Consider the following 26,810-nt stretch of genomic DNA (forward strand, 5'->3'; position numbering starts at 1 on the left):
CTCCGGAACGGACGGCGCCATCCCGGGGCGGGCCGGTGCTGCGGCCCGGCGACACCTGCTGGCGGAGCGAGCGGGCCGGACGGGTCGCGGTCCTAGTCGACGGGGCCGACTATTTCGTCGCGGCCCGCGCCGCGATGGAACAGGCGCGGCAGTCGATCCTGCTGGTCGGCTGGGACATCGACCCGCGCATGCGGCTCGACCCCGAGGGACCGGAGACGCTCGGCCCCTTCCTGACCCGGCTGATGCGCTCGCGGCCCGGCCTGCATGTGCGGGCGCTGAAGTGGGAGATGCCCTTTCCCATCGCGCTCGACCACCCGCATGAACCGCTGGAGCGTTTGGACCGCAGCACCGGGCACCGGCTGAACGCCCGGCTGGACGACGAGCTGCCGGTCGGCGCCGCCCAGCACCAGAAGCTGCTGGTGATCGACGACGCGCTGGCCTTCTGCGGCGGCATCGACTTCTCCTTCGACCGCTGGGACACTTCGGAACACCGCGACGACGATCCGCGCCGGGTCTGCCCCGACGGACAGCCCTACGGCCCCCGCCACGACGTCATGATGATGGTCGACGGCGATGCCGCCGCCGCGCTCGCCGAACTGGCGCGGGAGCGCTGGCACCGCGCCACCGGCGAGGCTCTGGCCCCCTGCCCGCCTTCCGGCCGCGACCCGTGGCCCGACTGCCGGTTGCCGGACTGCGCCCATCCGGTGCTGACCGATGCACGGGTCGGGGTGTCGCGCACCGTGCCGCCGGCCGAAGGCCGCCCCGCGATCCGCGAGAGCGAGGCGCTGACCTTCGCCGCCATCGCGGCGGCGGAGCGCACCATCTATCTGGAAAACCAGTATTTCGCCTCCGCCCGCATCGCCGACGCCCTGGCACGCCGGCTGGCCGAGCCGGACGGGCCGGAGGTGGTGCTGGTGGTGTCGAAGGAAAGCCCGAACTGGTTCGACCGCATGGCGATGGACACGCCGCGCTCGGTGGCGCTGCGCTGCCTGCGCGAGGCCGACAGCTTCGGCCGTCTGCGCGCCATGACCCCGGTCACCGACTCCGGCGCGCCGATCATCGTCCATTCCAAGGTGATCGCGGTCGACGGCCGGCTGCTGCGCATCGGCTCGTCCAACCTGAACAACCGCTCGATGGGCTACGACAGCGAATGCGACCTGACCATCGAGGCGCCGGAGGAGGACGGGCCGGCCCGCCGGGACGTGGCGGATGCCGCAAGGGATGCCATCGTCGGCGTGCGCAACCGCCTGCTGGCCGAGCATATGGGCATCGACCAGGCTCTGCTGGATGCGGCGGTGCGGGAAACCGGCAGCCTGATCGCCGCGATCGACCGCCTGCGCAAGACCGCCGGCCGCCGGCTGGTCGATCTGCCGTCCGACGACCCAAGCCTGACCGAACAGGCCTTCGCCGCCCTGCGCATCGCCGATCCCGGCGATCCTGGCGAGGCCTGGGCTCCCTGGAAGCGGCTGCCGGCGGCGCCGCGGTCCGGCCTGCGCGCTGCCGCCGCGGCGCTGCTGGTGGTTGGCGTGGCGGCGGGGATCTGGGGCATGGCCAGGGCGGCACGCAACGGGGCGCGCCGGCGATAGGGCCGGCGCGCCTGTTTTGACGACTCTGTATTCAGCGGGTCCCTATTCAGCGGGTCTGGGCCACCGTGCCGTCGTCGGAAATGACGATCTCCACCCGGCGGTTCTGCTGGCGGCCGGCATCGTTGCCGTTGGACGCGACGGGCTGCGCCTCGCCCATGCCCTGGGTGACGATGCGCGACGGCGGGACGCCGCGGGCGGACAGGGCGTCGCGGACGGCCTGGGCCCTCGCCTCCGACAGGCGCAGGTTGGCCGCGTCGTTGCCGGTGTCGTCGGTGTGGCCCTCGATCCGCACCGTGCGGGCGGGATGGGCCTGCAGGAACCGGGCGAGACGGTCGATGCGCTCATAGGCGCCGGGGGTCAGCTCCGCCCGGCCGGTGGAGAACAGGATGTCGCCCAGCGTCATCACCAGGCCGCGCTCGGTCCGCTGGGCCTGGAGGTCGCGCAGTTGCTGCTCGAGCGCGGTGTTGCGGGCCTGGAGGCGGTAGCTGTCGGCATTGGCGACCACGGTCTGGGCGCCCTTCACCCCGGCCGTCTCCTGCGCGATCTCGACGCGGCGGCTGGCGACGTAGGCCTGATGGTCGATCTCGGCGGCGTCGGCCCCCTGGTCGCGCATCGCCTCGGCCCGGCGCAGCGCCTGTTCGGCATCGCGCAGCTGCAGCGGGGCGTTGCCGGCGACCTGCGGGTTGGCGGCGGCGAGGCTGTAGTCCTGGCGCGCCTGGGTCAGGGCGGCGCTGTCGGTCGGCTGGGTGGCGCAGCCGGCGAGCCCGAGGCCGAGGCCGGCGAGAACCAGCAGGTTGCGGGTGGCGAGCGGCGTCATTGGCGCACCTCCGGATAGCTGTAGCCCCAGGCGTTGCCGGTGCTGGTGCCGGCACCGAGGGAGCCGGCCGGAGCCGGCGGGACGGCTGCCGGAGCGCCATAGCTGGAACCGCTGTAGCTGGAGCCGCTGTAGCTGGAACCGCTCAGGGCCGGGTCCGACGCCGGCAGCGTGCCCAGCGTGGACCCGCTGGCAGACGACCCGCTGGGGACGGGCGCGCTGCCGGGCGCCATGGCCGATTGCGGGACGGCCGGGGTGGCCGACCGGCGCACCGCCGTCGCGGCCTGCTGGGTCACCGCGCGCTGCGACGTCACCGTCGCCAGCTCGGCATCGACGCGGGCTTCGTCGGCCAGCCGGCGGGCACGGGTGCGCTCGTCGGCGCGCATGGCCTTGTCGGCGGCGGCCAGCTTGTCGCGGGCGCTCTGCAGCGCCACCGGGGCGTATCGCAGGGCGTTGGCGCGCTCGGCCTCCTGCACCGCCTGGGAGGCGGCGCCGAGCTGGGCGGTGGGGGGCGGCACGCTGCCGGCGCAGGCGGTCATGCCGAGCGCGGCGGACAGCACGGCGGCGGCTCGCCATCGGGTCGTCGTTGCGGGAATGCGGGTCATCGCGTTGGATCCTTATCGGAAACGGCGGCACGCCGGATGAGTCCAGGCCGTAAGGCCATGCCCGTTCGGGTGGTTCGTGGCTCCAACGCTCGGGGGCGGGCCAAGGTTCCAGGCCGGCTCACTCCCCGCCGCGCAAAGCTGCGTCCTTCGCCAGGCGGCTGGCGCGGCGGTGGCGGACCAGCCGCAGCACATAGGCGGCCAACAGCAGGATGAACAGCGCCAGCGCCCCCGGCACCATCCAGTCGGCGATCCAGGGAAAGCCCACCCGCACCAGATATCCCGTGGTGGCGAGCACCAGCGACCACAGCGCCGCCCCCGCCGTGGCATAGACCAGGAACACCGCCACCGGCAGCCCGCAGGCCCCGGCCGGAACCGAGATCAGGGTGCGCAGCCCCGGCAGCGGCTGGCACAGCAGGACGGCGACGCCGCCGCAGCGCGCGAACCATTCGGTGGCGCGGTGGACCTGCTCCGGCTTCACGGTCAGCCAATGGCCATGGCAGCGCAGGAAGGCCTCGAAGCGCTCGCGCCCCATCCAGTGGGCCGGCAGGTACCACACCAGTTCCCCCACCGCGGAGCCGAGCCCGGCGGCCAGCGCCACCAGCAGCAGGTTGAACTCGCCCGTCGCGGCTCCCATGCCGGCCAGCGGGATCACCGTCTCCGCCGGCACCGGCGGCAGCACGCGGGCCAGCACCAGCATCAGGAAGATGCCGGGATAGCCGAACTGCTGGACGATCTGGACGATCCATTCGGTCATGGGGGCATGGCCATCGGGTTGACGGAGCGGAAGGGCGAGATACCGTGAACCGCGCCACCCGCACGGGCGTTCCGTCCCCTTGCTTGACTGTCGTCGCCCTTACTTGACTGTCGTCGCCCTTGCTTGACTGTCGTCAAGGCGGCGATCCTTCGCCTACGGTTGAATGGGGCCATCATGACCGCATCCCTCGCCCTCGCCGCCGCCCTGCTGTTCCTCAGCCACGCCCTGCCGTCCTGGCCGGGCTTGCGGCCCGCCCTGATCGCGCGGCTGGGCCGGGGCGGCTTCGCCGCCCTCCATTCCGCCGGTTCGCTGGCGACGCTGGCCCTGTTCGTGCTGGCCTACCGCGCGGCGGACGGCGGCGAGGTCCTGTTCACCCCCGCCGGCTGGGCGGCGCCGCTGGTGGTGCTGGCGATGCCGCTGGTCTTCCTGCTGCTGGTCGCCCGCATCACCACCCGCTTCGGCAGCCAGGATGCACCCAACCCGCCGCGGGGGATCTACCGCCTCACCCGCGCGCCGGGCAGCCTGGCGCTGCTGCTGTGGGCGCTGGTCCATCTGAACGCCACCGGCGACGGCCGGCGGGTGCTGCTGTTCGGCACCATGGCCGCCATCGCCCTGTTCGCGCTGGTCAAGAACGAGGTCGTGCTGCGCCGCAGCCCGGCGGGCCGGGCCTTCCGGGACGGGACGTCGCTGCTGCCGCTCGCCGGGCCGCAGTGGCTGCGGGGCGCGGCGGCGGGACTGGCGGAGATGGGGCCGGCGCGGCTGGCCGGCGGGCTGGCGGCCTATGGCGCCATGCTCGCGGCGCATCCCTGGCTGTTCGGCGTGGATCCCCTCTATTGGGTAGGTTGAGCGTGACGGTCGAACGGCGCATGTGTTGAAGCGGGACGGGAATACCGCGCCCGTCCCGACCACGCGCCCTGCAGAACCGCCCCCCGCAAAACCGCGTCAGGAATCCCCGCATGAAAATCCGCGAGATCATGACCCGCGACGTGCAGACGGTACGGCCCGACGACAGCATCCGCCGCGCCGCGCAATTGATGGACCAGTTGAACGTCGGCATCCTGCCGGTCTGCGACGGACGGGATCTGGTCGGGGTGGTGACCGACCGCGACATCACCGTCCGCGCCATCTCGGCCGGAAAGCAGCCAGACCGCTGCAAGGTGGCCGAGGTGATGACCGCCAACCCGCGCTATTGCTACGAGGACGACCCGGTCGGCAGCGTGACCCAGCTGATGGCCGGCCAGCAGATCCGGCGGGTGCCGGTGGTGGACCGCAACGACCGGCTGACCGGCATCGTCTCGCTCGGCGACCTCGCCACCGAGGCGAAGAACGACCGCGCGGTCCACGACACGCTGGAGCGGATCTCCTCCCCCTCCCAGCCGGACCGGATCCTGCCGGGCCGGTGACCTCAAGCAAGGGAACCAACCATCATGGAACACACACCGGGTCCGGATGACCCGCGGGTCCGTGAACGGGCCTACCGGCTGTGGGAGCAGGAGGGGCGGCCCGACGACCGCCATCTCGACCATTGGGCGCAGGCCGTCCGCGACATCGAGGAGGAGGACCGGCGCAACGGCGGCGGCCCGCGCGTCACAAGTCCCGACGCCGGGCTCGCCGTCCCCGACGATGCCGCCGCCCGCAACCAGCGGGAGGCGGCGCAGCATCTGGGCCAGTCGGCACTGCCGTCTGACAGTTGAACGAGACCGGAAGCGGTCACCGGGACGCGGTCACTCGACGGTGACGCTGACCGCTTCCGTGCCCTTTTCGGTCTGGCGGACGGTCATGCGCACGCGCTGGCCGTCGTCCAGGCCGCGCAGGCCGGCGCTTTCCAGCGCCCGGGCCGGGACGAACACGTCACGTCCGCCGCCGTCGGGCTGGACGAAGCCGAAGCCCTTGCCGCCGTTGAACCATTTCACCGTGCCGGCCAGCTGGCTGGTCGGGCCGCCGGCATCCTGACGCCGCGGGCCCCGGTCCTGGCCCCGGTCCTGGCCCCGATCCTGGCCACGGTCCTGGAATCCACGATTGCCCGGACCGCGGTCGCCGCCACGATCGTTGCCGCGATCACCGAAGCCGCGGTCGCGGGGACCGCCGGCATCCCGTCGCGGGCCGTAGTTGCGGTCGCCGCCACGATCGTTGCCGCGATCGCCAAAACCGCGGTCCCCGCCACGGTCGCCGAAACCGCCACGGCCGGCCGGACGCGCCGGCACGGCGGTGGACAGGTCGACGGAATGCAGGACGCTGACCTGCTGGCCCTTGCGGTCCTCCACGAGGTCGACGACGACGGTGGCGCCGTCCGGCAGCGTGGCGTGCCCGGCCGGCACGACGATGGAGGCCGGGATCAGGGCGTCCTTGCCGTTCCCCCCGACCGTGACGAAGCCGTAGCCCCGTTCCGGGCTGAACCATTTGACGGTCGCCGTCACCTGGGTGGCGATGACGTTGGGCTGGCGGTAGACGTGGCTGCGGGGCGGCTGATTGTGCATGGGAAACGCGAACTCCGACGAACAGAAGCGGCGCCCGTGCCGGTCCGATCGCGGACCGGCGGACGCCAACCCCTGACACATCGCCCGTCCTGGCGCTCTTGGCAAGTCGGGACCGCTCCGAATGCCCGGGAGGGCCGTGAAATCTTGGATGACCTCCGTCAGCCCATCAGGCGGTCCATCAAGCGGTCGGGCACCGGCGGCGGCTCGCGCGGCGGAACCGGGATGGGGGCCGGCGGCTCGCCCAGCGGCGGACGCGACGGGTCGCCAGGCACCGGCAGCGGCTCGCCGGGCATCGGCGGGATGGAGGGGTCGCGCGGTGGCGACGGCGGATAGGGACCGAGGCGGTGGACGGCACGATCATGCATGCGCAGCATCCTTCCAAGGTGGAACCGATGAGGGGATTTGCCGGGTGGGATCGCCGGCCGGGCCGGACCGTCAGTCGCTGCGGCCGCCGGGACCGGCCCCGGACAGGCGCCGGGCATCGTTCAGGCTGTCCATGCAGCGGGCCTCGTCGCCGTCGCGAGCGGCGGCGCGGGCGGCGGTGACCAGCGAGTCCAGCTGGGCGTTGCGTGCCGCCTGACCCATCGCGCCGTCGGCGGCGCCGGAGCCGCCGGGCGCGCTGTCCGGCGCCGCCCGCGAGGAAGCCTGCGGCCCGACCGACGGAGCGGTCGGCATGTTGCTGCCGATGGCCGGCGGTTCGATCACCGAGCGGTCGCCGACCGCCGGCGGCGCCACCATGCCGCCGGACCGGGCGAGATCCTCGCTGCCGACGCCGCCGGTGCTCCCGGTGCCCCCGGTGCCGGTGCCCTGCTCGTCGCGCGGGGTGGAGCCGGACAGGCCCGGCGGCGCCGTGCCGGGGACGGCGACCGGCGGCGGCTGGGTCGACAGGCCCAGGTCGGCGGCGAACTGGTCCACCATCGCGGCGCAGCCGGCCGGCGTCCCGGTCTGCGCCGCCGCCGGATGGGCGGCGAGAAGCCCGGCGGCCGCGGCGAGCGCGATGGGGGCGAGCCGCTTGAGAGATGTCCGCATCGGTCGCGTCCTTTTCGGTTGTCTTGAGCCACAGGCGGCCGTGCTCCATGGGGGCACTCTTCTTCAAGCCTGCCCCATGGGGGCACTCTTCACCGGAATAAACGGCCCGCATCGGGACGGGTTCCGCCGGATGGCGGAAGGTGGGGGGTGAAGGTCGGCCCGGCCATGCAGCCTGCACATTTCGCAGGCAGTCGGTTGGGGCTGTAGAGTGCGGCTCCCGATCCTCAACCAACGGTCCCCGTTTCCATCATGATCGCCAACATTGCCGCGCTGGGCGCGGCGCTGTGCTGGGCCGCCGGCGGCCTGATCGCCATCGGGCCGGTGCGCGTGCTCGGCTCCATCGCCTTCAACCGCCTGCGCCTGACCATCGTCGCCGCGGCGCTGCTGGTCGCCACCACGCTGCTGGGCGGCTGGGAGACGCTGGATGCCGGCGCCGTGCTGACGCTGGCCCTGTCGGGCGCGGCCGGCATCGTGATGGGCGACATGGCCCTGTTCTGGTCGCTGAGCCGGCTCGGCCCGCGCCGCAACGTGGTGATCTACGCCGCGAACGCGCCGCTGACCGCCCTGCTCGGCTACGGGCTGCTGGGCGAGGCGCTGGGACCGTGGACGGCGCTGGGCATCGCGCTGGTGACGCTGGGGGTGATGCTGGCGGTGGCCCTGCGCTCGGGCTCGACCCACAATTGGGAATCGGTGCAGGGCAGCCTGCTGGCCGGGGTCGGCGTCTGCCTGGTGGCGGCGATGGCCCAGGCGGTGGGGTCGGTGATCGCCAAGCCGGTGATGGCCGCCGGTGCCGATCCGATCGCCTCGGCCACCGTGCGGGTGACGACCGCGGCGCTGATGTTCACCGCCATCGGCATGCTGATGACGATGCGCAACGGAGGGGCGGCGGCCGGCCTGTTCCGCCTGCCGCCCGGCCTGACGCCGAAGCTGGCGCTGCAGGTCGCCGGCAACGGGCTGCTGGGCGTCGGGCTGGGGATGACGCTGCTGCTGGTCGGGCTGGCCCACGGCAATGCAGGCGTGGTCGCCACCCTGTCGGCGCTGAGCCCGGTGCTGATCCTGCCGATGATGTGGCTGTTGACCGGACAGCGCCCGACGCTGGGCGCCTGGGCCGGCGCCGCGGTCGCCGTGGCCGGCGTCGCCCTGATCGTCAACCGCTGACGGTCAGGCGGTGACGGTCAGGCGCTGATCGGCCGGCGCCCTCTCACCGCACCGTCTCGACCGCCACGCCCAGGGTCGGCAGCGCCGCCAGGAGTGCGGCGGCTGCACGGCCGGAGGCCTCGCGCAACTGCGCCTTCAGCGCCGGCGCGTCCGGCCGCTCCTGTTCGCAGGCGTGCTGGACCTTGCGGGCGAGGCCCGACAGTTCCATGAGCCCGACATTGCCGGCCAGCGACACCATGGCATGGGCGTCGGCCGCCGCCGCCTTCGCCGTCTCCGCCGCGTCGACGCGGTCGACGCGCAGAGCCAGCTCCGCAAGCGTGCCGGTGACGAAGCGGGGCAGCGCATCGGCCCCCAGCGTGTCGGCCAGCATGTCCAGCGCGGCGCGGTTCAGCACCGGCACGCCGTCGAAAACCGGGACCGCCGCCGATGCGTCCGCCCGGAGCGGGACGTCCGGATGAGGTCCGGGCTCGGATCCGGAGTGCGCTTCCGCCCCGGCGGCGAGCCAGCGGTCGACCGCCGACAGCAGGGTGTCGCGTTCGATCGGCTTGGTCACATGGTCGTTCATGCCGATATCCAGGCAAAGCTGCAGCTGATCGGTCAGCGCGTTGGCGGTCAGCGCGATGATCGGCACGGCTCCCCGCCGCCCGCCGAGCTGGCGGATCGCCGCGGTCGCCTGCAGCCCATCCATGCGGGGCATCTGCATGTCCATCAGGATCAGGTCGAAATCGCCGCTGCGCACCGCCTCCACCGCCAGCTCGCCGTCCTCCGCCACCTCCACCGTGTGGCCGGCCTTGCAAAGGATGGACGAGGTGACGATCTGGTTCATCGGCACGTCCTCCGCCAGCAGGATGCGGGCGCCGCGCCGCGCGGCGGCTTCCGTCCTGTTGTCGGCGGGGGCGGCCACGGCCGGCGCCACCGGCAGCGGCAGCTCGAACCAGAAGGTGCTGCCGATGCGGAGGCTGCTCTGCACGCCGATCCGCCCGCCCATCAGTTCCGTCAGCTGCTTGGAGATGATCAGCCCCAGCCCGGTGCCGCCATAGCGCCGGGTTGTCGACCGGTCGCCCTGGTTGAAGCGCTGGAACAGGTTGGCCTGATCGGCGGCGGGGATGCCGGGGCCGGTGTCGCTGACGGCGAAGCGGATCAGCGCGACGCTTCCCACCCCCGCGGCATGCTGTCCCGCAGGGCCTTCCGCCGAGGGGGCCTCCTCCGCGGCACGGTCGGCGAACAGCATCCCGACCGATACCAGCACCGATCCGCGCTCGGTGAACTTCAAGGCATTGCTGACCAGGTTCAGCAGGATCTGGCGGATGCGCGCCTCGTCGCCATGGACGAAGCGCGGCACCGTGCCGCCCAGCGACAGTTGCAGCAGCAGCCCCTTCTGCGAGGCGGCGTTGCTCATCAGGTCGCGGCAGTCGCGCAGCAGCCGGTGCAGGTCGAAGGCGCGCTCCTCCAGCTCCAGCTTGCCGGCCTCGATCTTGGAATAGTCCAGGATGTCGCCGATGATGGCCAGCAGCCCGCGGCCGGCCTCGCGCTGGAGCGCCACATACTGGCGCTGCTCCGCCGTCAGCTCGGTCCCCAGCAGCAGGTCGGCGAAGCCGATGACGCCGTTCAGCGGGGTGCGGATCTCGTGGCTCATCGAGGCCAGGAATTCCGACTTCACGCGGTTGGCCGCCTCCGCCTCGGCGCGGGCGTCGGACAGCTCGCCCTCGTAGCGCTTGCGTTCGGTCACGTCGCGGACGACGCCGACGACGAGAAACCCGCCATCCGACCCCACCGTCGGGCGCATGCTGGATTCGACCCACAGGTAGCGGCCGTCGCGGTGACGCAGCCGGTGGGTGAAGGTGACGGGAGGCGATCCCGGCCGCATGCTGGCGAAGGCCTGCGACGCCTTTTCCAGATCGTCGGGATGCAGCAGGTCGGCCGGGGCGGTGCCGACGATCTCCGCCGGGTCGCAGCCCAGGATGTCGCGTGCCGACGGCGACAGGTAGCGAACCGTTCCGTCGGCCCTCATCTCCAGGATCATGTCGGTCGCATTGTCGGCCAACAGACGGTAGCGCGCCTCGCTCTCGCCCAGCCGCTGCTCGGCATCGTGCTGACGCTGCTCGCGCAGCAGCAGGCTGCCGAGGACCAGGGTGCCGACCGGCACGATCACCAGCAGCGGCGGCGCCGTCGCGCGCGCCACCCGCCACATCAGCTCAGGGTCCGGCAGCAGCAGCAGGGTGGGCAGCGAAACCAGCGTCAGGAGCACGCCGAACCCCAACAGCGGCACCGCCCCCAGCCGCAGGCCGCGGCGGCGTGCCCAGACGGCGAAGCCGACCCCGGTCGAAAAGGACAGCAGGGCGTTGGCGACCCCCGCCTCCATCCCGACCCCGCCCAGCCAGATGCGGTAGCCGGCGACCGTTCCCGCGGCCATCGCGGCGGAAACCGGACCGCCGAACAGCGCGGCCAGACCGATCAGCGCCGTGCGCGCGTCGATGAAGATGCCCGGCCCGACATGGATCGGGTGAACCATCGAGAACAGCGCGGTCAGCGCCATCACCGTCCCGAAAACCATCTGGCGGGCGAGCGGGCTCCAGCCGTCGGACCGGCGGATCAGGAAGGTGTAGGCAAGGACGACGAAGGCGCTTGCCGCGGTGTTTTCGGCAAGGTCGTACGCCATGGAAGAAAAATTGCCCGCCATCGCCCGGCCGCCTGTCCCCGCTCCGATCCGGCTACCTCTATACCACGGAAGGATGCCACGAAACCGCTAACACCAATGGGGCAATGTGACTTTTGACAGCCGGACTCCGCCCGTTCACGCCTCGGCGTCGGGTTGCCGGTCGGGAGCCGCGGCGGCGAAGGCCGGCAGGGCGCGGCAGGCCCCGTCGATGCGCAGCAGGGTGGGATAGGCGTCCAGCGGGCAGCCGAACCGGCGGGCGTTCGCCATCTGCGGCACCAGCACGACGTCGGCCAGACCGGGCGCGTCGCCGTGGCAGAACCGCCCGCTGCGCGGATCGCCGGCAAGCTGCGCCTCCAGCGCTGTCAGCCCGACGGCGACCCAGTGGCGGTACCAGCCGTCGACCTCCTCCTGGGGATGGCCCATCGCCTTCAGATGGCCAAGCACCCGCAGGTTGTTGAGCGGGTGGAGGTCGCAGGCCACCGCCAGCGCCAGCGCCCGCACCCGGGCGCGGCCGGCCGGATCGGCCGGCAGCAGCGGCGGGGCGGGATGGGTCTCGTCCAGATACTCGATGATGGCGAGCGACTGGGTCAGCACATGGTGGCCGTCCGGCCCGTCGACCTCCAGCGCCGGGACCAGATGCTCCGGGTTGAGGTCGGCGAAGGGCGGCTTCGCCTGCTCCCCCCGGCGCAGATGGACGAAGGCCTGGTCCGGCGCCAATCCCTTGAGGTTCAGGGCGATGCGCACCCGGTAGGCGGCGGAGGAGCGGAAGTAGGTGTGGAGTTTCACGGGGTCGGTGTCCGTTGAAGTGTCGCGTCGGTTGCCCCCTCCCCATCCCTCCCCCGCTCCGCGGGAGAGGGGGTAAGTCACAGAGTGGCGGCAGTCCCTCCCCCGCTCAGCTCTCGCACAAAGCTTCGCTTTGTGCTGATGCGGCAGGCGGACCATAGGTCCGCTGAGAGCGGGGGAGGGTCAGGGAGGGGGCATTCGTCAGCCGACAGCCTGGCAATCCTCACAGCCCGAGATAAGCCTGCCGCACCCGCTCATTGCTCAGCAGGGCGGCACCGCTGTCGCTCAGCACAATCTCGCCGGTTTCGATCACATAGCCGCGGTCGGCGATGGCGAGCGCCGCATGAGCGTTCTGCTCGACCAGCAGGATGGTGGTGCCCTCGCGCTTCAGCCGCTGCACGGCGTCGAAGATCTCCGCGACCAGCAGCGGCGCCAGCCCCATGCTGGGCTCGTCCAGCAGCAGCAGCCGGGGTTTCGCCATCAGCGCGCGGGCCAATGCCACGATCTGCTGCTGGCCGCCCGACAGGGTACCGGCAGGCTGGTCGCGCTTGACCTTCAGCACCGGGAACATCTCGTACAGCCGGCCGATGTCCTCGTCCGGCCTGCCGCTGCCGCGGCGGAAGGCGCCGAGCCTGAGATTGTCCTCGACCGTCTGCGGCCCGAACAGCTGGCGGCCTTCCGGCACCTGCACCACGCCCTCCGCCACCCGGCGCGACGACTTCATCCGGGTGATGTCGCAGCCGTCGAAGGTGATGCGCCCGCTGCTGGCGGGATGGACGCCGGACAGGGTGCGCAGCAGCGTCGTCTTGCCGGCCCCGTTGGCGCCGACCAGCGCCACCAGCTCGCCCTCCCGCACGGTCAGGCTGGCCGATTTCAGCGCGTGGATGCGGCCGTAATGGCTGTTGAGGCCCTCGATCTCCAGAAGCATGGGGGCTCCCTCCTTACGGTGCGGCGCCGAGATAGGCGGCGATGACATCCGGATTGGCTCCCACCTCCTGCGGCGTGCCCTCGGCCAGCATGCGGCCCTGGTTCAGCGCGGTGATCCGGTGCGAGATGCCCATCACCATCTTCATGTCGTGCTCCACCAGGACGATGGTGACGCCGTTGCCCGCCACGGTCTTGATGACCTCGTCGATCTCGCGGCTTTCGGTGGCGTTCAGGCCGGCCGCCGGCTCGTCCAGCAGCAGAAGCTTCGGCTCCGACGCCAGCGCACGGGCGATCTCCAGCCGCTTCAGCGCGCCGTAGGGCATGGAGGCGGCATCGGCGTCGATGTATTTCTCCAGCCCGACATCGGTCATCAGCTGGGCGGCGCGGTCGCGCGCCTCGCGGTCCTTGCGCACCAGCGAGGGGAAGCGGAACAGCGCCGGCAGCAGCCGGGTGTCCAGGTGCAGGTGCCGCCCCACCATGACGTTCTCCAGAGCCGTCATGTTGAAGAAGATCTGCAGGTTCTGGAAGGTGCGCGACATGCCGCGGGCGGCCAGCCGGTAGGGCGCCATGCCCGACACGTCGGCCCCGTCGAACAGCACCCGGCCGCCCGACGGCTTGTAGACGCCGGTCACCAGGTTGAACAGGGTGGTCTTGCCCGCGCCGTTCGGCCCGATGATCGAATGGATGTCGCCGGCCGCGATGGTGAAGCTGAGATCGCCGACGGCGAGCACGCCGCCGAATTCGCGGCTGAGATGCTCCACCTTCAGGATCGGCGGGCCGATGCGGCGGGCCTGGGTCGTCATATCAGGGGAAATCTCTGTGGTCGCCAGCATCTTCATGCCCGCCTCCGCGCCGGGAGCAGCGCCGCCAGGGTGGGAAGCAGGCCCTTGGGCATGAACACCATCGTCGCCATCAGGATGCCGCCCAGGACGATCTGCTGGTAGTCCTGGAACATGGTCAGCGCCTGCGGCAGCAGCGTCAGCACCACCGCGCCGACCACCGCGCCGAAGGTCGAGGCCATGCCGCCGAACACCACCATGGTCACCAGCTCGATCGACTTGAAGAAGTCGGCCTTGGCCGGGGTGATCAGGCCGGCGTAATGGGCGAACAGGCTGCCGGCCACGCTGGCGAACACCGCCGACAGCACGAAGACCAGCACCTTGAAGCGCGCGGTGTCGACGCCGACCACCTCGGCCGCCACCTCCGACCCGTGGACGGCGCGCAGCGCCCGGCCCATCGGGCTGTCGATCAGGTTCAGGGACAGCCAGACCACCCCGACCAGCAGGACGCCGACCACCCAGTACCAGACCTTCTCGCCATACAGCTCGATCCCGAAGATGCGGAAGGGCTCGACCATCATGCCGTCGGGGCCGCCGGTCAGGCCGCTTTCGGTGCGCAGCACGATCGACACGATGATGCCGATGCCGAGCGTCGCCATGGCGAGGTAATGGCCCTTCAGCCGCAGGATCGGCTTGGCGACCGCGAAGGCGAGCAGCCCGACGGCGGCGGCGCCGGCCAGCAGCGCCAGCACCGGCGGCCAGCCATAGGTCCCGACCAGCACGCCCGACGCATAGGCGCCGATGCCGAAGAAACCGGCATGGCCGAGGCTGATCTGCCCGGCATAGCCGATCAGCAGGTTCAGCCCGACACAGACCACGGCGTTGAAGCCGGCCAGGATGGCGATGTCGAGATAGAAGTTGTTGGGCAGGAAGGCCGGCAGGACCGCGATCGCGGCAGCCAGTACCAGCAGGCCTGTCAGCCGCCCGTGAAGGAGTGCGTTCATCGTCTTGAAGTCCTTACACCCGTTCGGTGCCGCGTTTGCCGAACAGCCCGTTCGGCATGAAGAGGAGGACGCCCAGGATGATGACGAAGGCGATGGCGTCCTTGTAGGCCGACGAGACGTAGCCGGCGCCCAGCGCCTCGGCGACGCCGACGATCAGCCCGCCGGCCACCGCGCCCGGCCCGTGGCCCAGCCCCCCCAGCACCGCGGCGGTGAAGCCCTTCAGCCCCAGCATGATGCCCATCTCGGTGTAGGAGAAGGTGATCGGGGCCACCACCGCCCCGCCGACGGCACCCAGCGCCGCCGACAGCGCGAAGGAGGCGAGCACCACCCGCTTGACGTCGATGCCGACCAGCTGGGCGGCCAGCCGGTTGTGCGAGGTGGCGAGCATCGCCTTGCCGGTCAGCGTCCTGGCGAAGAACAGGCCGATGGCGACGATCAGCACGGCGGCCGTGCCCACAACCCACAGCGACTGCGGCTGCATCGAGGCGCCCAGGATCTGGATCGGCGTCTCGCCCGAGAAGGCATCGAGCCGCTTGAAATCCTTGCCCCAGATGAGTTCGGCGATGCCGCGCAGGAAGATCGACGCGCCGATGGTGATGATGATCAGGGTGACGGTCGAGGCATTGCGCGCCCGCTCCACCGCGAATTTCGCCACCAGGACGCCGACCAGCATGGCGCCGCCGCAGCCGATCATGATCGCCAGCGGCAGCGGCACGCCCGACGCCGTCAGGGTCGCCGACGCCATGCCGCCGATCATGATGAACTCGCCCTGGGCGAAGTTGATGACGTGGCTGGCATTGTAGATGATCGAGAAGCCGAGCCCCGCCAGCGCATAGATCGCGCCGATGGTCAGCCCCGACAGCATGTATTGCAGCAGTTCCGCGAACATCGTTTGGGTTTCCGCTTCGCAGGCCCCCTCCCCGCCCCTCCCCCTCTACGAGGGAGAGGGTGCCTCACGGGAAAGCGGCGGCAGTCCCCTCTCCCACCACAGGTCGGGGAGGGTTAGGGAGGGGGCATCGTGGCTTGAGTGCGAGAGAGGGCCGCTACCCTTACTTCACCAGCGCCCAGTCACCCTGTTTCACCTCCACCATGTGGAAGGCGTCCAGCGTCAGGCCCATGTGGTCCTTGGCGCTCATCGTCACGATGCCGCCGGTGCCGACATAGCCCTTGGTCTGCTCGATGGCGTCGCGCAGCTTGGCCTTGTCGGTGCCGCCGGCGCGCTTCACCGCGTCCAGCGCGATCATCAGCCCGTCATAGGCATGGCCGGCGAAGGTCGAGACCTCCGAGCTGAAGCTGTCCTCGTAGATTTTGGTGAACTCGGTCGCCACCTTCTTCTGCGGGTCGCTGTCCGGCAGCTGCGCCGCGACGACCAGGCCGGCGGCCGGCAGGCGGACGCCCTCGGCTGCCCCGCCGGCCAGCCGGATATATTCCTTCGACGCCACGCCGTGCGACTGGTAGAGCGGCAGCGAGATGCCGAGCTGGCGGTAGTTCTTGGTCACCACCGCCGGCCCCTGGCCCAGGCCGAACACCAGCACCGCCTGCGCCGCGGCGTTGTTCTTCACCTTGGTCAGCTGGGCGGTGACGTCGGTGTCCTTGGCGCCATAGGTCTCGTCGGCGACCAGCTCGATCCCGCGCTCCTTGGCGACGGCCAGCGTCTGCTCGCGGCCCGACTTGCCGAAGCCGGAATCCTCCGACAGCAGCGCCAGCCTGGTCAGCCCGCGCTTCTTCATGTCCTCCATCACCTTCTCGGCGGCCATGCGGTCGGTGTGCGGGGTCTTGAACACCCACTTCTTCACCGGCTCCACGATCACCACCGCGCCGGCCAGCGAGATGAAGGGCACGCCGGCCCGCTCCACCAGCGGCACCGCCGCCATGGTCGCCGCGGTCGTGGTGCCGCCGACGATCACGTCGACGCCGTCGCTCTCGATCAGGCGCTTGGTGAAGGAGGCCGCCTTGTCCGCCGCGCCGCCGTCGTCATAGACGGTCAGCTGGACCGGCCGGCCAGCGATGCCCCCCGCCTGGTTGATGCGGTCGGCATACAGCTCCAGCACCTTCTTCTCGGGATCGCCGAGGAAGGAGGCCGGGCCGGTGGCGGAGACGATGGCGCCGACCTTGATCGGATCGGCGGCGACCGCCGCACCGGACAGCATGCCGGACACCGCAAACATGGCGGTGATGGAAAGGGCGATGGTGGAAAGCAGGCGTCTGCGCAAGATGACCTCCCTTGGCTGCCCCCTTATCACCGGCCCGGGCGACGGCCCGGTCCCGGTGCGGCGGGACGATTTGACTCACATAATGTTTCAAACGAAATGATTTCGAAAGAAAAATTTCCGCCACCAAGACCATAATCGCAATCCGGACACTCCCGGTACCAGCCCTGTCCTTCCCCACTCCCGCGAAGGGCGGGGAGGGAAACCGATGCTTCGTTTTATGACACATTTTTACTTCAATGAACCAACCGTAGTGTATCACATTAATGATTGTCAAACGGAAAGTCCGGCCACCATCCTATCCGGAGACGCCGGCGCGTCCCGCCCCGTCGCGGCGCTGGCCCTCGGGGGGGCGGGTTGCGTATACAACTCCCGACGCCGCCCCATCGCCGTGCCGTCCGCATCGCATCGCGCCCGCAACAGTTCCGCCCGCAACAAGGACGCCCCCGCCGCATGGCCCGCCCACGCCGCCCCGAAGACCTCGCCGCCCAGCTGACAGAAGCCATCGCGCCGCGGGCCAAGTCGCTGATCATCACCACCTATGGCGACGCGGTTCTGCCGCATGGCGGGTCGCTGTGGCTGGGCAGCCTGATCGAGCTGATGGGGCTGTTCGGGATGAGCGAGCGGATCGTCCGCACCTCGGTCTTCCGGCTGTGCAAGGACGATTGGCTGACCAACACCCAGATCGGCCGGCGCAGCTTCTACCGGGTGACCGACAGCGGCAAGGAGCGCTTCGCGGCGGCGGAACGGCGGATCTACGCGCCGCTGGCCCGCGAGTGGGACCGCGGCTGGGACCTGCTGCTGGTGCCGCCCAACGCGCTCGACGCCGAGACCCGCGACGCCCTGCGGCGGGAATTGACCTGGCAGGGCTTCGGCGCCGCATCGGCCACCGTCTACGCCCATCCCAACTGCGACGAGGCGGCGATGCACCGGTCGCTGGCGGAGCTGGGGGTCGCCGACCGGATCGTCCACATGAAGGCCAGCCTGGACCGGGCCGAAGGCTTCGGGGCGCTGCGCGATCTGGTGCGCGGCTGCTGGGACATCGATCAGCTCGAACATGATTATGCGGCGTTCCTGGATCATTTCCGTCCGGTCTGGGCGGCGGTCGACGCGGCGGAGGCCCTGGACCCCGCCGCCTGCTTCGTCCTGCGCACGCTGATGATCCATGATTTCCGCCGCATCCTGCTGCGCGACCCGATGCTGCCGCCCGACCTGCTGCCGGCCGACTGGCCGGGCCAGGAATCGCGGATGCTGACGCGCAACCTCTACCGCCGGCTGGCAGGCCCGTCGGAAGCCTTCCTGTTGCAGGCGGCGACCACCGCCAACGGCCCGCTGCCCGATGCCCAGCCTTCCTTCCACGGGCGCTTCGGCGGGCTGGAAACCATCGCCGCCGGCTGAGCGCTTCCGCCTGCCATTCGGGTGGCGGTTTCCGATACCGATCCGGCCTCTAAACTCCGTTGAGCGAACGAATTGATCTGGATCAATTCGCCGATTTCGTACGTATTTCTTTTCCTGACAATGGGTTAACGGGACTTTTCCGCCCCGTCATTATGATACAGATACCGTTGATGATCTGATTTTTCTGTGTCATATAAAGACCACAGGGCGCCGATGGAAAAGTGAGCGCCCGCCGAATTCCCGCGGAGGAAACGCCCACATGTCCAAGGACTACACCCCCATCGCCAACACGATGGAGTTCCCCCCCGCCACGCCGCAGCCGAATGTCTACCCGCTGTCCTGGGTGTCGCAGACCAAGAAGCTGGAAGAGGTCTATGCCGCCGCCCAGCGCGAAAACTGGGACCCGGCCAAGCTGCCCTGGGACAGCTTCGACGTGTCGCGCTATTCCTGGGAGGAGCGGGAGGCCATCGCCTATTGGTGGACCATCCTGTCGGTGTTCGACGCCTCGGCCCCGCCGGTCTTCGCCCATGCGCTGATCAAGACCTACGAGGTGCATGAAGAGGATCCCGTCCGCCGCTGCTTCTTCTCCGTCACCCGCGACGAGCAGAACCACGAGCAGATGTGCGGGCTCGCCATCACCAGGCTGCTGGAGGCCACCAGCCCGCTGACCTACGAGCCGAAGACGGATCTCGGCCGCCGGCTGCAGCGGAACGCCCACTGGCTGTACTACAATGGCGGGCGCTATTGGGACGGCTACAAGAAGGCGGTGCCGAAATACTCGCTGGCGGTGCTGTTCAGTTCCTTCCTGATGGGCGAGATCGCGGCGGCGACCATCTTCCACCAGATGGCGGCAGGCTGCAGCGAACCGGTGTTCAAGGAGGCCTTCCGCAACATCGGCCGCGACGAGGGCCGCCACATGGCGATCTGCATGTCGGTGATGGAGCGCGACTATCCCCATCTGGCGGTGGAGGACAAGTCGGTCATCACCAAGCAGATCCGCGCCGGCTATTTGTTCCTGTCGGCCGTGCTGTTCGAGCCGCCGCCGCAGTTCTGGGACCTGCCCGACGACTTCATCGCCACCCAGCGCGAGGCCGAGGCCATCGCCCGCAACGCCGGTTTCCACATCCCCGACTACGAGGCGAAGAAGGAGAACTGGCGCAACGCGATGCTGAACCTGAAGGGCGTGCTGGACCGCTACGGCATCCCCTTCCCCGCCATCCCGGAGGTCGGCATCACCGGCGAGGAAGTCCGGGACGTCGACATGGACGAAATCATCCCGGTGTTCTGAGGCCCGGTGTTCTGAGCGCCGGCCGTTGAGCCCCCTCCCTCCCACGGCTCCGCCGCGGGCCCCTCCCTCCCCCGCCTTTGGCGGTGGAGGGACAGGAAGCGGCAGTCCCCTCTCCCTCGAAGAGGGGGAGGGTTAGGGAGGGGGCAAACGCCGACCAAACCTTACTCTCCACCCAAGGATCCCCCCGGTGAGCCGCATCCGCCTCCACCCCTCGGGCCGCACGGTCGAGTGCCGTGACGGCGAAACCGTCCTGTCGGCGCTGGAACAGGCCGGCTACGCCCTGCCCAACAACTGCCGCGCAGGGGCCTGCGGCGAATGCAAGGTCAAGGTGATCGGCGGCCAGTTCGACCAGGGCATGGTGCTGGACATGGCGCTGTCCCGCGACGAGCGGAAGGACGGCTACGGCCTGATGTGCATGGCCAAGCCGATCTCCGACGAGCTGGTGATCGAGTACGGCACCGCCGACGCCCAGCCCAAGCTGTTCCCGCCGCGCGAGAACGTGCTGTTCATCGTCACCGACCGCATCCCGCGCACGCCGCGCATCGTGGAACTCCGGCTGCGCCCGCTGGGCCAGCCGCTGCGCTACTGGCCGGGGCAGTATGTGATGCTGGGCGACGCCGCGGCCGGCGCACCGCCGCGCTGCTATTCCATCGCCAACGCCCCACGGCCCGACGGCGAGATCGTGCTGCAGGTCACCCGGGTCGACGGCGGCCCGACCAGCGGCTGGATCCACGACCGGCTCGCGGTCGGCGAGATGGTGAAGCTGTCCGGCCCCTACGGCACCTTCATCGGCGACCCGTCGGTCGACAGCCCGGTGCTGTGCATGGCCGCCGGCTCCGGCCTCGCCCCCATCCTGGCGCTGACCGACGCGGCGCTGCGCCGCGGCTACCGCCAGCCGGTGACGCTGCTGGTTTCGGCCTGCACGCGGGCGGACGTCTACGAGCAGGGGCTGCTCGGCTACTGGCAGGCCAAATACCGCAATTTCAGGGTCAGGGTGACGCTGACGCGCGAGGAGGCCCCCGGCCACCTGGGCGGACGCATCCCCGCCATCCTGCCCGGCCTGTTCCCCGACCTGTCCGGCCACGCGGTCTTCACCGCGGGCAGCCCCGCCTTCGTCGAGGCCTGCGTCGCCGCCGCCCGCGCGCTGGGCGCGCAGGACAAGCGGATCCACAGCGAGGGCTATGTGTCCCAGCACATCCCGGAGGTGCTGCCGGCCGACCGGCTCATGGCCGTGGGCTGAAGAAGGGCTCCTACGCCCTGCGGACGCCCTCGATGAAGCCGTCGATCTCGCGGGTCAGATCCTTGGACTGACCGGCCAGCGCTGCGGCGGCGGCGAGAAGCTGGTCGGCAGCCGCCCCGGTTTCCCCGGCGCCGGACTGGATCTGGCCCATGCCGCCGCTGACCTCCTGCGCCCCGTCGGCCGCCTGGATCACGCTGCGGGCGATCTCCTGGGTCGCAGCCGCCTGCTGGTCGACCGCCGCGGCGATGCCCGATGCGATGCGGCTGACCTGGGCGATGGTCTCGCTGATGCCATGCACGGCGGTCACCGCCACCTGGGTGGCGTCGCGGATGCCCTTGACCTGGCCGACGATGTCCTCGGTGGCGCGGGCTGTCTGGTTGGCGAGGTTCTTCACCTCGCCCGCCACGACGGCGAAGCCCTTGCCGGCCTCCCCGGCGCGGGCGGCCTCGATGGTGGCGTTCAACGCCAGGAGGTTGGTCTGGCCGGCGATGTCGTTGATCAGCCCGACCACCGTGCCGATCCGCTCGGCGCTCTCGGCCAGCACGGCGACGGCATCGTCGGCCCGCTTGACGTCGGCGACGGCGGCATCGGCGATGCGGGCGGACTCCCCGACCTGCCGGCCGATGTCCTGGACCGAGGCCGACAGCTCCTCCGTCGCGGCGGCGGCGGTCTGCACATTCTCGGCGGCGGCACGGGCGGAGGAGGCGACCTGCTCCGACCGGTCGAGGCTGTGGTCGGCGATGCCGGTCAAGGCGCGGGCCGTTGATTCGAGCTGCTGGGCGGCCGACGCCAGCGCCCCGGTCAGCCCGCCGACCCGGTTCTCGAACCCGGCCTGCAACTGGGACAGCGCCGCGGCGCGGGCCTCCTTGGCGTGCCATTCGGCCTGTTGCCGGCGGTCCAGCTCGCGGGCGCGGACCAGACCGTCCTTGAACACCTCGACCGCGCGGGCCATGCCGCCGGCCTCGTCGTCGCGGTCGGCGCCCGGCACCGCGGTTTCGAGATCGCCGGCCGCCAGACGGTCCATGGCGACGGTCAACGCCGTGACCGGACGGGCGATGCCGTCGCCGACCTTCCACGCCACCAGACAGCCGATCGCCACGCAGCCCAGGCTGACCAGCACGGTCAGCAGGGTCAGACGGTTGGCATCGGCCATCACGCTGGATTGCGGCGCCGCCACCATGAAGGACCAGGCACCGTCCGCCCCGGAGAAGCGGACCGGCGCCAGCCGCAGGTAATGCGGCGCCCCGGCCAGTTCGACGATCCCGTCGAACGCCCGCCCCTCGGCGACGGCGCGGCGGGCGGCTTCCGGCAGGTCGTCGGCGGTCTTCGCCAGCCGGCCGCCGTCGGGATGGGCGACATAAAGGCCGGAACCGGTCAGCACCGCGGCGAAGCCGTCGCCATAGGGCTTCACCGAGCGGACCAGTTCGGTCAGCCCGGTCAGCGCCATGTCGACACCAGCGACCCCGATGACGCGGCCGGCCTTGCCGCCGTCCATCACCGGCGCGGCGGCGCTGGTCATCAGCCGCTTGGTGAAATCGTCCAGATAGGGTTCGGTCAGCACCGCCTTCCGCGCGGTGGCCGCCGCCTTGTAATAGTCCTTCTCCTGCACGTCGGAGAAGGTATAGCCGTCGCTGTCGTCGGCCTGTACCCCCTTGTCCCCCGGCAGCCACAGCAGGCTCATCCGGCCGGTCTTCGGCAGGCCGAGAATCTCGGTGGAACGGTCATGCGCGGCGAATTCCCTGTCGCGGCCGTCGAAGCCGTCGTCGGCCATGTCGACCCAGACCCCGGCATAGAGCGGGTTGGCCTCGGCGGCCCGGCGCAAATAGCGGTTCACCGTCTCGCGCCGCGGGGTTCCGGTGGAGCGCTCCACCTCGACCAGCGCGGCGGTTGCACGGGCGGCGTCCAGCGCGGCGGAGAGATCGGCGGCGACCAGTGCGCCATGGCGGTCGGCGGTTTCGGCGGCCAGGGCAAGCGCCGCCTTGTGCCCGGCATCGCGCGACAATGTCAGCGACACCGCCGTCACCGCGGCGGCCCCAGCCGCCAGCACCGCCGCGACACCGATGATGATCTTCGTCCTGAACCTGGCCTTCATGCCGCGCACCTCGTCAGGTCCGCCAAAGGTTCGGAAATGAACGGAGGGGCGGCACCAAATAGGGATAGGGGGCGGCACCTTATATTCGATAACGATCGGATGGCACGTCAAATCTCCGGACCGCCGGGCCAGCGCAACAATTCTTCGGACCGACCTGCCATGCCATACTGGCCGGCGACAGGTTATTGCTGCAAATGCGAAAAGGCGCCGGAAGGACATGCGGGTCCCGCCGACGCCAATTCCACAACCTCGAATTCAGCGGAACGCCGGGCTCACGGTCCCTCGTACCGGACCACCTCCTGCTCGATGGCGCCGAACACGCTGGCGCCGGCCGCGTCGAACAGCTCGATCCGCACCCGGTCGCCGAAGCGCAGGAAGGGCGTCTTCGGCGCGCCATGCTCGATGGTCTCGATCGTCCGCAACTCGGCGAGGCAGGAATAGCCGACGCCGCCGGCACCGACCGGCTTGCCGGGGCCGCCGTCCAGCTTGTTCGACACCGTGCCGGATCCGACGATGCTGCCGGCCGCCAGATGGCGGGTCTTCGCGGCATGGGCGATCAGGGTCGGGAAGTCGAAGGTCATGTCGATGCCGGCATCCGGACGGCCGAAGGGCTCGCCGTTCAGCGTCGTCACCAGCGGGCGATGCAGCTTGGCACCGTCCCAGGCCCCGCCCAGCTCGTCCGGCGTCACCGCGACGGGCGAGAAGCTGGAGGCCGGCTTGGACTGGAAGAAGCCGAAGCCCTTGCCCAGTTCCGCCGGGATCAGGTTGCGCAAGGACACGTCATTGACCAGCATCAGCAGCCGGACATGGCCGCGCGCCGCCTCGGCCGAGACGCCCATCGGCACGTCGCCGGTGACGACCGCGATCTCCGCCTCGAAATCGACTCCCCACTCCTCGGTCGCCGCCGGGATCGGGTCCATCGGTGCCAGGAAGCTGTCGGAACAGCCCTGATACATCAGCGGGTCGGTCCAGAAGCTGGGCGGCATCTCCGCCCCGCGGGCCTTGCGCACCAGTTCCACATGGTTGACGTAGGCCGATCCGTCCGCCCACTGGTAGGCGCGCGGCAGCGGCGAGGCCGCCTCGTCCGGGTCGAAGGGCCGGCCGGACGCCGGATCGGCGTTCAGCGCGCGGTAGGCCTCCTCCAGCTTCGGCGCCAGCTCCTCCCACTCGTCCAGCGCCGCCTGCAGCGTCCTCGCTACGGCGGGCACCGGGATGGCGCGGGTCAGGTCGCGCGACACCACGACCAGGGTGCCGTCGCGCCCGCCCGCCTTCAGACTTGCCAGTTTCATCCGTCTCTTCCCTTCCTCAGAATTCGGCGTCCGGCGGCCTTGTCCCCGCTTCCGGGTGGCCGCTCATTTCGCCTTCCAGCTGTCGGCGTAGCCGCCCCACTCGACGCCTTCCATCGCCGGATAGACGTCCAGCGGGTCGCGGGTGTCGATCATCACGGCGACCTCGTCGGTCTCCTTGCGCTCGAACTTCTGCGCCACCTCGTAGGCCTTCGGGTGCGGCCCGTGCGGGAAGCCCGAGGGGTGGTAGGTCACCATGCCGGGATGGATGTTGTCGCGCGAGAAGAACTGGCCGCGGTGATAGAACAGCACCTCGTCGTAATCCTCGTTGGAGTGGTAGTAGGGCAGCTTCAGCGCCTCCGGATCCGATTCGATGGGGCGCGGCACGAAGGTGCAGACGATGAAGCGCCCGGCGGCCCAGGTGGTGTGCGCCGAGGGCGGCAAATGGTAGCGGTGGCTCATCAGCGGCCGGATGTCGCGCCAGTTCAGCCGCACCGGGGCGAGGTCGCCGTGCCAGCCCACCGCGTCGAGCGGGTTGAACGGATAGGTCATGGCGCAGAGCTGCCCGCGCTTCCTGACCCGGACCAGCGTCTCGCGCTCGTGCTTCTGCGCCTGGAAGGCGTCGTCCAGCGACGGGACGTCCAGCACCGCCGGATCGAAGATGGCGTGGGTGCCGACCAACCCCTTGTGCGGCAGCTTGTAGGCGTCGCCGGTGGCCTCGACCATCAGCACCATCACCGCCTCGTCGGTCTCCAGCCGCCAGCAGGTGTTGCGCGGCAGCACGACATAATCGCCCTCGCGCACCTCCAGATGGCCGTAGTCGCAGTAGAGGTGGCCGCCGCCCTGGTGGAAGAACAGCAGGTCGTCGCCGTCGGCGTTGCGGACCAGATGGTCCATCTTGCCCTTGAAGCGCCACAGCCGCACCTGGGTCGCGCCGTTGCCCATCAGGGCCGGCGCCTCCAGCGGGCACCCTGGAATCTGGCCGGGAATGTGGTCGATGTTGTTCAGGTCGAAGGCGCGCGGGCGCAACGGCCCGTCGAAGCTGGTCCAGCCGGTCGGCGGATGGGCGTGGTGCATCTGGGTCGCCGGACCGAAGAAGCCCTCGCGCCCCATCTCGCGCTCGTAGGTGCCGGCGGGCAGCCGGACATGGGCCTGACGCGACGCGGTGCCTTCGACCTTCGGAAACGAAATCCAGCTCTTCATGGCGCTTCCCCCTTCATGCCGCCGGCAGCCGCGACTGGGCGCACCGGCAGGCTTGTTCCGTTGGCGCTCATAATAGTTTCGTTTGAAACTGTTGCAAGCGCGAAATTCCGGCGCAGGATGGTGCCCACGCCTTCACGATCCAGACGAAATCCCGCCGATGCCGCCCGCCCGCCGTTCCCGCCCTTCGGTTCCGAAATCCGCATCCGTCCCGGCCGATCTGCCGGTGCTGCACCTGACGCGCTTCCTGCCCTACCGGCTGTCGGTGCTGGCCAACACGGTCAGCCACACGCTGGCAAAGCTGTACGAGAAGCGGTTCGGCATCACCATCCCGGAATGGCGGATCATCGCCGTGCTGGGCGGCGGCGAGACGATGAGCGCAGGCGAGATCGCCCAGCGCACGGCGATGGACAAGGTGCAGGTCAGCCGCGCCATCAGCCGCATGCTCGATTCGGCGCTGATCCTGCGCGAATCGGGCGACACCGACCGGCGCAAGGCCCTGCTGACCCTGACGCCCAAGGCGCTGGACATCTATGCGGAGATCGTGCCGATGGCGCTGACCTATCAGGCCGAGGTGACGGACGCCCTGTCGGCCGACGAGCAGGCGCAGCTCGACACGCTGCTGACCCGCCTCCAGGCCCGCGCCGACCAGCTTGCGACCCGCCCGGCGCCGGCCGCCGCGGAGGCTGATGGCTGAGGGCTGAAGCTGCCGGCGGACTGACGCTCAGCCCCCCTTCACCTTGTGCAGCGGCTGGCTAGTGCCGGCATCGACCCGGCCGCGGCCCGGCTCCTCCGCTTCCAGCGGAGCGCAGGCGACCATGGTGGCGAGCGAGCGGCGGGCGAGGCGCTGGTACTCCTCCGTCCCCTCGCCCTTCCAGGCGATCTCGTCGGGGTGCAGCTCGCGCACGACCTTCGCCGGCAGGCCGGCGGCCAGCGTGCGCGGCGGCACGACGAAGCCGGCCTTGACGAAGGCCATGGCGGCGACGATCGACTCCTCGCCGATCTCCGCCCCGTCCATCACCACCACATTCATGCCGACCAGCGCGTTGCGGCGGACGACGCAGCCGTGCAGCACGGCGCCATGGCCGACATGCCCGTCCTCCTCGACGATGGCGTCATGGCCGGGGAAGGCATGGAGCGTGCAATTGTCCTGCACGTTGCTGCCCCGTTGCAGCACGATCCGGCCGAAATCGCCGCGCAGGCTGGCGCAGGGCCCGACATAGCAGCCCGGCCCCACCACCACGTCGCCGATCAGCACGGCGGAGGGATGGACGAAGGCGGTCGGGTCGATGACGGGAACGACCCCGTCGATGGCATAGACGGTGGGGCGCGGCAAGCGGGGGGCGGTCCTGTCGGATGCGGTCATGATCGGGCGGTCCTCGGCTGTCTCTGTCCGGACTTTTGCCGCAAGGCTACACTGCGGCATCCTGTACGCGATACTGATTTTCCGTCATAGTAAGCATGTCTGTATCGCTTCATCGCCGGACCCGCCGGAATTCCAGCGAGGGCTTGATTGGTATC

At 70.4% G+C, this 26,810-nt stretch carries 26 protein-coding genes; 9 read left to right on the top strand and 17 right to left on the bottom strand.

Annotation, left to right across the window (positions count from 1 at the left end; genetic code table 11):
- Nucleotides 1–35 precede the first annotated feature (35 nt).
- Nucleotides 36–1,586 carry a phospholipase D-like domain-containing protein gene (locus tag ABMY26_RS26045; protein WP_372397473.1) on the top strand — a complete coding sequence of 517 codons (1,551 nt, stop codon included), beginning with the start codon at nucleotides 36–38 and terminating at the stop codon, nucleotides 1,584–1,586.
- 46 nt (nucleotides 1,587–1,632) lie between these two features.
- Here ABMY26_RS26045 and ABMY26_RS26050 read toward each other — a convergent pair whose 3' ends face one another.
- The 3 genes from ABMY26_RS26050 to ABMY26_RS26060 form a co-directional block, all read right to left on the bottom strand.
- Nucleotides 1,633–2,403, bottom strand: coding sequence for an OmpA family protein (locus tag ABMY26_RS26050; RefSeq protein WP_372397474.1), 771 nt, complete (start codon nucleotides 2,401–2,403; stop codon nucleotides 1,633–1,635).
- Nucleotides 2,400–3,005, bottom strand: coding sequence for a DUF4398 domain-containing protein (locus tag ABMY26_RS26055; protein WP_372397475.1), 606 nt, complete (start codon nucleotides 3,003–3,005; stop codon nucleotides 2,400–2,402). The genes ABMY26_RS26050 and ABMY26_RS26055 overlap by 4 nt, the downstream gene beginning before the upstream one ends.
- Before the next feature lie 118 nt (nucleotides 3,006–3,123).
- Nucleotides 3,124–3,759, bottom strand: a complete 636-nt coding sequence (locus tag ABMY26_RS26060; RefSeq protein WP_372397476.1) for a DedA family protein — start codon at nucleotides 3,757–3,759, stop codon at nucleotides 3,124–3,126.
- A 174-nt stretch (nucleotides 3,760–3,933) separates the two neighbouring features.
- On the opposite strand from ABMY26_RS26060, the gene ABMY26_RS26065 reads away from it, so the two are divergent.
- The 3 genes from ABMY26_RS26065 to ABMY26_RS26075 all read left to right on the top strand — a co-directional run bounded on the left by ABMY26_RS26065 (nucleotide 3,934) and on the right by ABMY26_RS26075 (nucleotide 5,453).
- Nucleotides 3,934–4,605, top strand: coding sequence for an NnrU family protein (locus ABMY26_RS26065; RefSeq protein WP_372397477.1), 672 nt, complete (start codon nucleotides 3,934–3,936; stop codon nucleotides 4,603–4,605).
- 110 nt (nucleotides 4,606–4,715) lie between these two features.
- On the top strand, nucleotides 4,716–5,162 hold the full coding sequence (locus tag ABMY26_RS26070) for a CBS domain-containing protein (RefSeq protein ID WP_045580988.1): 447 nt from the start codon (nucleotides 4,716–4,718) through the stop codon (nucleotides 5,160–5,162).
- 24 nt (nucleotides 5,163–5,186) lie between these two features.
- Nucleotides 5,187–5,453: a DUF2934 domain-containing protein gene (locus ABMY26_RS26075; protein ID WP_372397478.1), complete on the top strand. Its 267-nt coding sequence runs from the start codon at nucleotides 5,187–5,189 to the stop codon at nucleotides 5,451–5,453.
- A 30-nt stretch (nucleotides 5,454–5,483) separates the two neighbouring features.
- On the opposite strand, the gene ABMY26_RS26080 is transcribed toward ABMY26_RS26075, so the two are convergent.
- The 3 genes from ABMY26_RS26080 to ABMY26_RS26090 all read right to left on the bottom strand — a co-directional run bounded on the left by ABMY26_RS26080 (nucleotide 5,484) and on the right by ABMY26_RS26090 (nucleotide 7,265).
- Nucleotides 5,484–6,236, bottom strand: coding sequence for a cold shock domain-containing protein (locus tag ABMY26_RS26080; RefSeq protein WP_372397479.1), 753 nt, complete (start codon nucleotides 6,234–6,236; stop codon nucleotides 5,484–5,486).
- Nucleotides 6,237–6,394: 158 nt separating this feature from the next.
- Nucleotides 6,395–6,601, bottom strand: a complete 207-nt coding sequence (locus ABMY26_RS26085) for a hypothetical protein (RefSeq protein WP_045580990.1) — start codon at nucleotides 6,599–6,601, stop codon at nucleotides 6,395–6,397.
- A 70-nt stretch (nucleotides 6,602–6,671) separates the two neighbouring features.
- Nucleotides 6,672–7,265 (bottom strand): hypothetical protein, encoded by a 594-nt coding sequence (locus ABMY26_RS26090; protein WP_372397480.1) that lies wholly within the window; start codon nucleotides 7,263–7,265, stop codon nucleotides 6,672–6,674.
- 249 nt (nucleotides 7,266–7,514) lie between these two features.
- Between ABMY26_RS26090 and ABMY26_RS26095 the strand changes: the two genes are divergently transcribed.
- Nucleotides 7,515–8,423 (top strand): EamA family transporter, encoded by a 909-nt coding sequence (locus tag ABMY26_RS26095; protein ID WP_372397481.1) that lies wholly within the window; start codon nucleotides 7,515–7,517, stop codon nucleotides 8,421–8,423.
- 43 nt (nucleotides 8,424–8,466) lie between these two features.
- Here the strand turns inward: ABMY26_RS26095 and ABMY26_RS26100 are convergent, their stop codons facing one another.
- The 7 genes from ABMY26_RS26100 to ABMY26_RS26130 all read right to left on the bottom strand — a co-directional run bounded on the left by ABMY26_RS26100 (nucleotide 8,467) and on the right by ABMY26_RS26130 (nucleotide 16,788).
- A complete protein-coding gene (locus ABMY26_RS26100) occupies nucleotides 8,467–11,082 on the bottom strand; it encodes a response regulator (protein ID WP_372397482.1) in 2,616 nt (871 codons plus the stop codon).
- Between the two features lie 135 nt (nucleotides 11,083–11,217).
- A complete protein-coding gene (maiA, locus tag ABMY26_RS26105) occupies nucleotides 11,218–11,868 on the bottom strand; it encodes a maleylacetoacetate isomerase (protein ID WP_372397483.1) in 651 nt (216 codons plus the stop codon).
- 220 nt (nucleotides 11,869–12,088) lie between these two features.
- Entirely contained in the window at nucleotides 12,089–12,793 is a 705-nt protein-coding gene (locus ABMY26_RS26110) for an ABC transporter ATP-binding protein (RefSeq protein ID WP_372397484.1), read from the bottom strand.
- A gap of 13 nt (nucleotides 12,794–12,806) precedes the next feature.
- Nucleotides 12,807–13,631 carry an ABC transporter ATP-binding protein gene (locus ABMY26_RS26115; protein ID WP_372397485.1) on the bottom strand — a complete coding sequence of 275 codons (825 nt, stop codon included), beginning with the start codon at nucleotides 13,629–13,631 and terminating at the stop codon, nucleotides 12,807–12,809.
- Nucleotides 13,628–14,575 (bottom strand): branched-chain amino acid ABC transporter permease, encoded by a 948-nt coding sequence (locus ABMY26_RS26120; RefSeq protein WP_372397486.1) that lies wholly within the window; start codon nucleotides 14,573–14,575, stop codon nucleotides 13,628–13,630. Before ABMY26_RS26120 ends, ABMY26_RS26115 begins: the two co-directional genes overlap by 4 nt.
- A 13-nt stretch (nucleotides 14,576–14,588) precedes the next feature.
- Nucleotides 14,589–15,464: a branched-chain amino acid ABC transporter permease gene (locus ABMY26_RS26125; protein ID WP_372397487.1), complete on the bottom strand. Its 876-nt coding sequence runs from the start codon at nucleotides 15,462–15,464 to the stop codon at nucleotides 14,589–14,591.
- Between the two features lie 160 nt (nucleotides 15,465–15,624).
- Nucleotides 15,625–16,788, bottom strand: a complete 1,164-nt coding sequence (locus ABMY26_RS26130) for an ABC transporter substrate-binding protein (RefSeq protein ID WP_372397488.1) — start codon at nucleotides 16,786–16,788, stop codon at nucleotides 15,625–15,627.
- A gap of 450 nt (nucleotides 16,789–17,238) precedes the next feature.
- Between ABMY26_RS26130 and paaX the strand changes: the two genes are divergently transcribed.
- From paaX to ABMY26_RS26145, 3 genes are all read left to right on the top strand, one after another.
- Nucleotides 17,239–18,183: a phenylacetic acid degradation operon negative regulatory protein PaaX gene (gene paaX, locus ABMY26_RS26135; protein WP_372397489.1), complete on the top strand. Its 945-nt coding sequence runs from the start codon at nucleotides 17,239–17,241 to the stop codon at nucleotides 18,181–18,183.
- Nucleotides 18,184–18,442: 259 nt separating this feature from the next.
- Nucleotides 18,443–19,471 carry a hypothetical protein gene (locus tag ABMY26_RS26140; RefSeq protein ID WP_372397490.1) on the top strand — a complete coding sequence of 343 codons (1,029 nt, stop codon included), beginning with the start codon at nucleotides 18,443–18,445 and terminating at the stop codon, nucleotides 19,469–19,471.
- A gap of 187 nt (nucleotides 19,472–19,658) precedes the next feature.
- Nucleotides 19,659–20,711: a 2Fe-2S iron-sulfur cluster-binding protein gene (locus ABMY26_RS26145; protein WP_372397491.1), complete on the top strand. Its 1,053-nt coding sequence runs from the start codon at nucleotides 19,659–19,661 to the stop codon at nucleotides 20,709–20,711.
- A 10-nt stretch (nucleotides 20,712–20,721) separates the two neighbouring features.
- Here the strand turns inward: ABMY26_RS26145 and ABMY26_RS26150 are convergent, their stop codons facing one another.
- The 3 genes from ABMY26_RS26150 to ABMY26_RS26160 all read right to left on the bottom strand — a co-directional run bounded on the left by ABMY26_RS26150 (nucleotide 20,722) and on the right by ABMY26_RS26160 (nucleotide 25,292).
- The gene (locus ABMY26_RS26150) at nucleotides 20,722–22,803 is read right to left on the bottom strand and encodes a methyl-accepting chemotaxis protein (protein ID WP_372397492.1); all 2,082 of its coding nucleotides are present in this window, start codon (nucleotides 22,801–22,803) and stop codon (nucleotides 20,722–20,724) included.
- Between the two features lie 272 nt (nucleotides 22,804–23,075).
- Complete coding sequence (locus tag ABMY26_RS26155) at nucleotides 23,076–24,092, bottom strand: fumarylacetoacetate hydrolase family protein (RefSeq protein WP_372397493.1); 1,017 nt, start codon at nucleotides 24,090–24,092, stop codon at nucleotides 23,076–23,078.
- 63 nt (nucleotides 24,093–24,155) lie between these two features.
- Nucleotides 24,156–25,292, bottom strand: a complete 1,137-nt coding sequence (locus tag ABMY26_RS26160) for a homogentisate 1,2-dioxygenase (protein ID WP_372397494.1) — start codon at nucleotides 25,290–25,292, stop codon at nucleotides 24,156–24,158.
- A 157-nt stretch (nucleotides 25,293–25,449) separates the two neighbouring features.
- On the opposite strand from ABMY26_RS26160, the gene ABMY26_RS26165 reads away from it, so the two are divergent.
- Nucleotides 25,450–25,986, top strand: coding sequence for a MarR family winged helix-turn-helix transcriptional regulator (locus ABMY26_RS26165; protein WP_372397495.1), 537 nt, complete (start codon nucleotides 25,450–25,452; stop codon nucleotides 25,984–25,986).
- Nucleotides 25,987–26,013: 27 nt separating this feature from the next.
- Here the strand turns inward: ABMY26_RS26165 and ABMY26_RS26170 are convergent, their stop codons facing one another.
- Nucleotides 26,014–26,655 carry a transferase hexapeptide repeat family protein gene (locus ABMY26_RS26170; RefSeq protein WP_372397496.1) on the bottom strand — a complete coding sequence of 214 codons (642 nt, stop codon included), beginning with the start codon at nucleotides 26,653–26,655 and terminating at the stop codon, nucleotides 26,014–26,016.
- Between the last annotated feature and the right edge of the window lie 155 nt (nucleotides 26,656–26,810).

It is taken from the genome of Azospirillum sp. HJ39, from assembly GCF_041507355.1.
In the GTDB taxonomy this organism is placed as follows: Bacteria; Pseudomonadota; Alphaproteobacteria; order Azospirillales; family Azospirillaceae; genus Azospirillum; species Azospirillum thiophilum.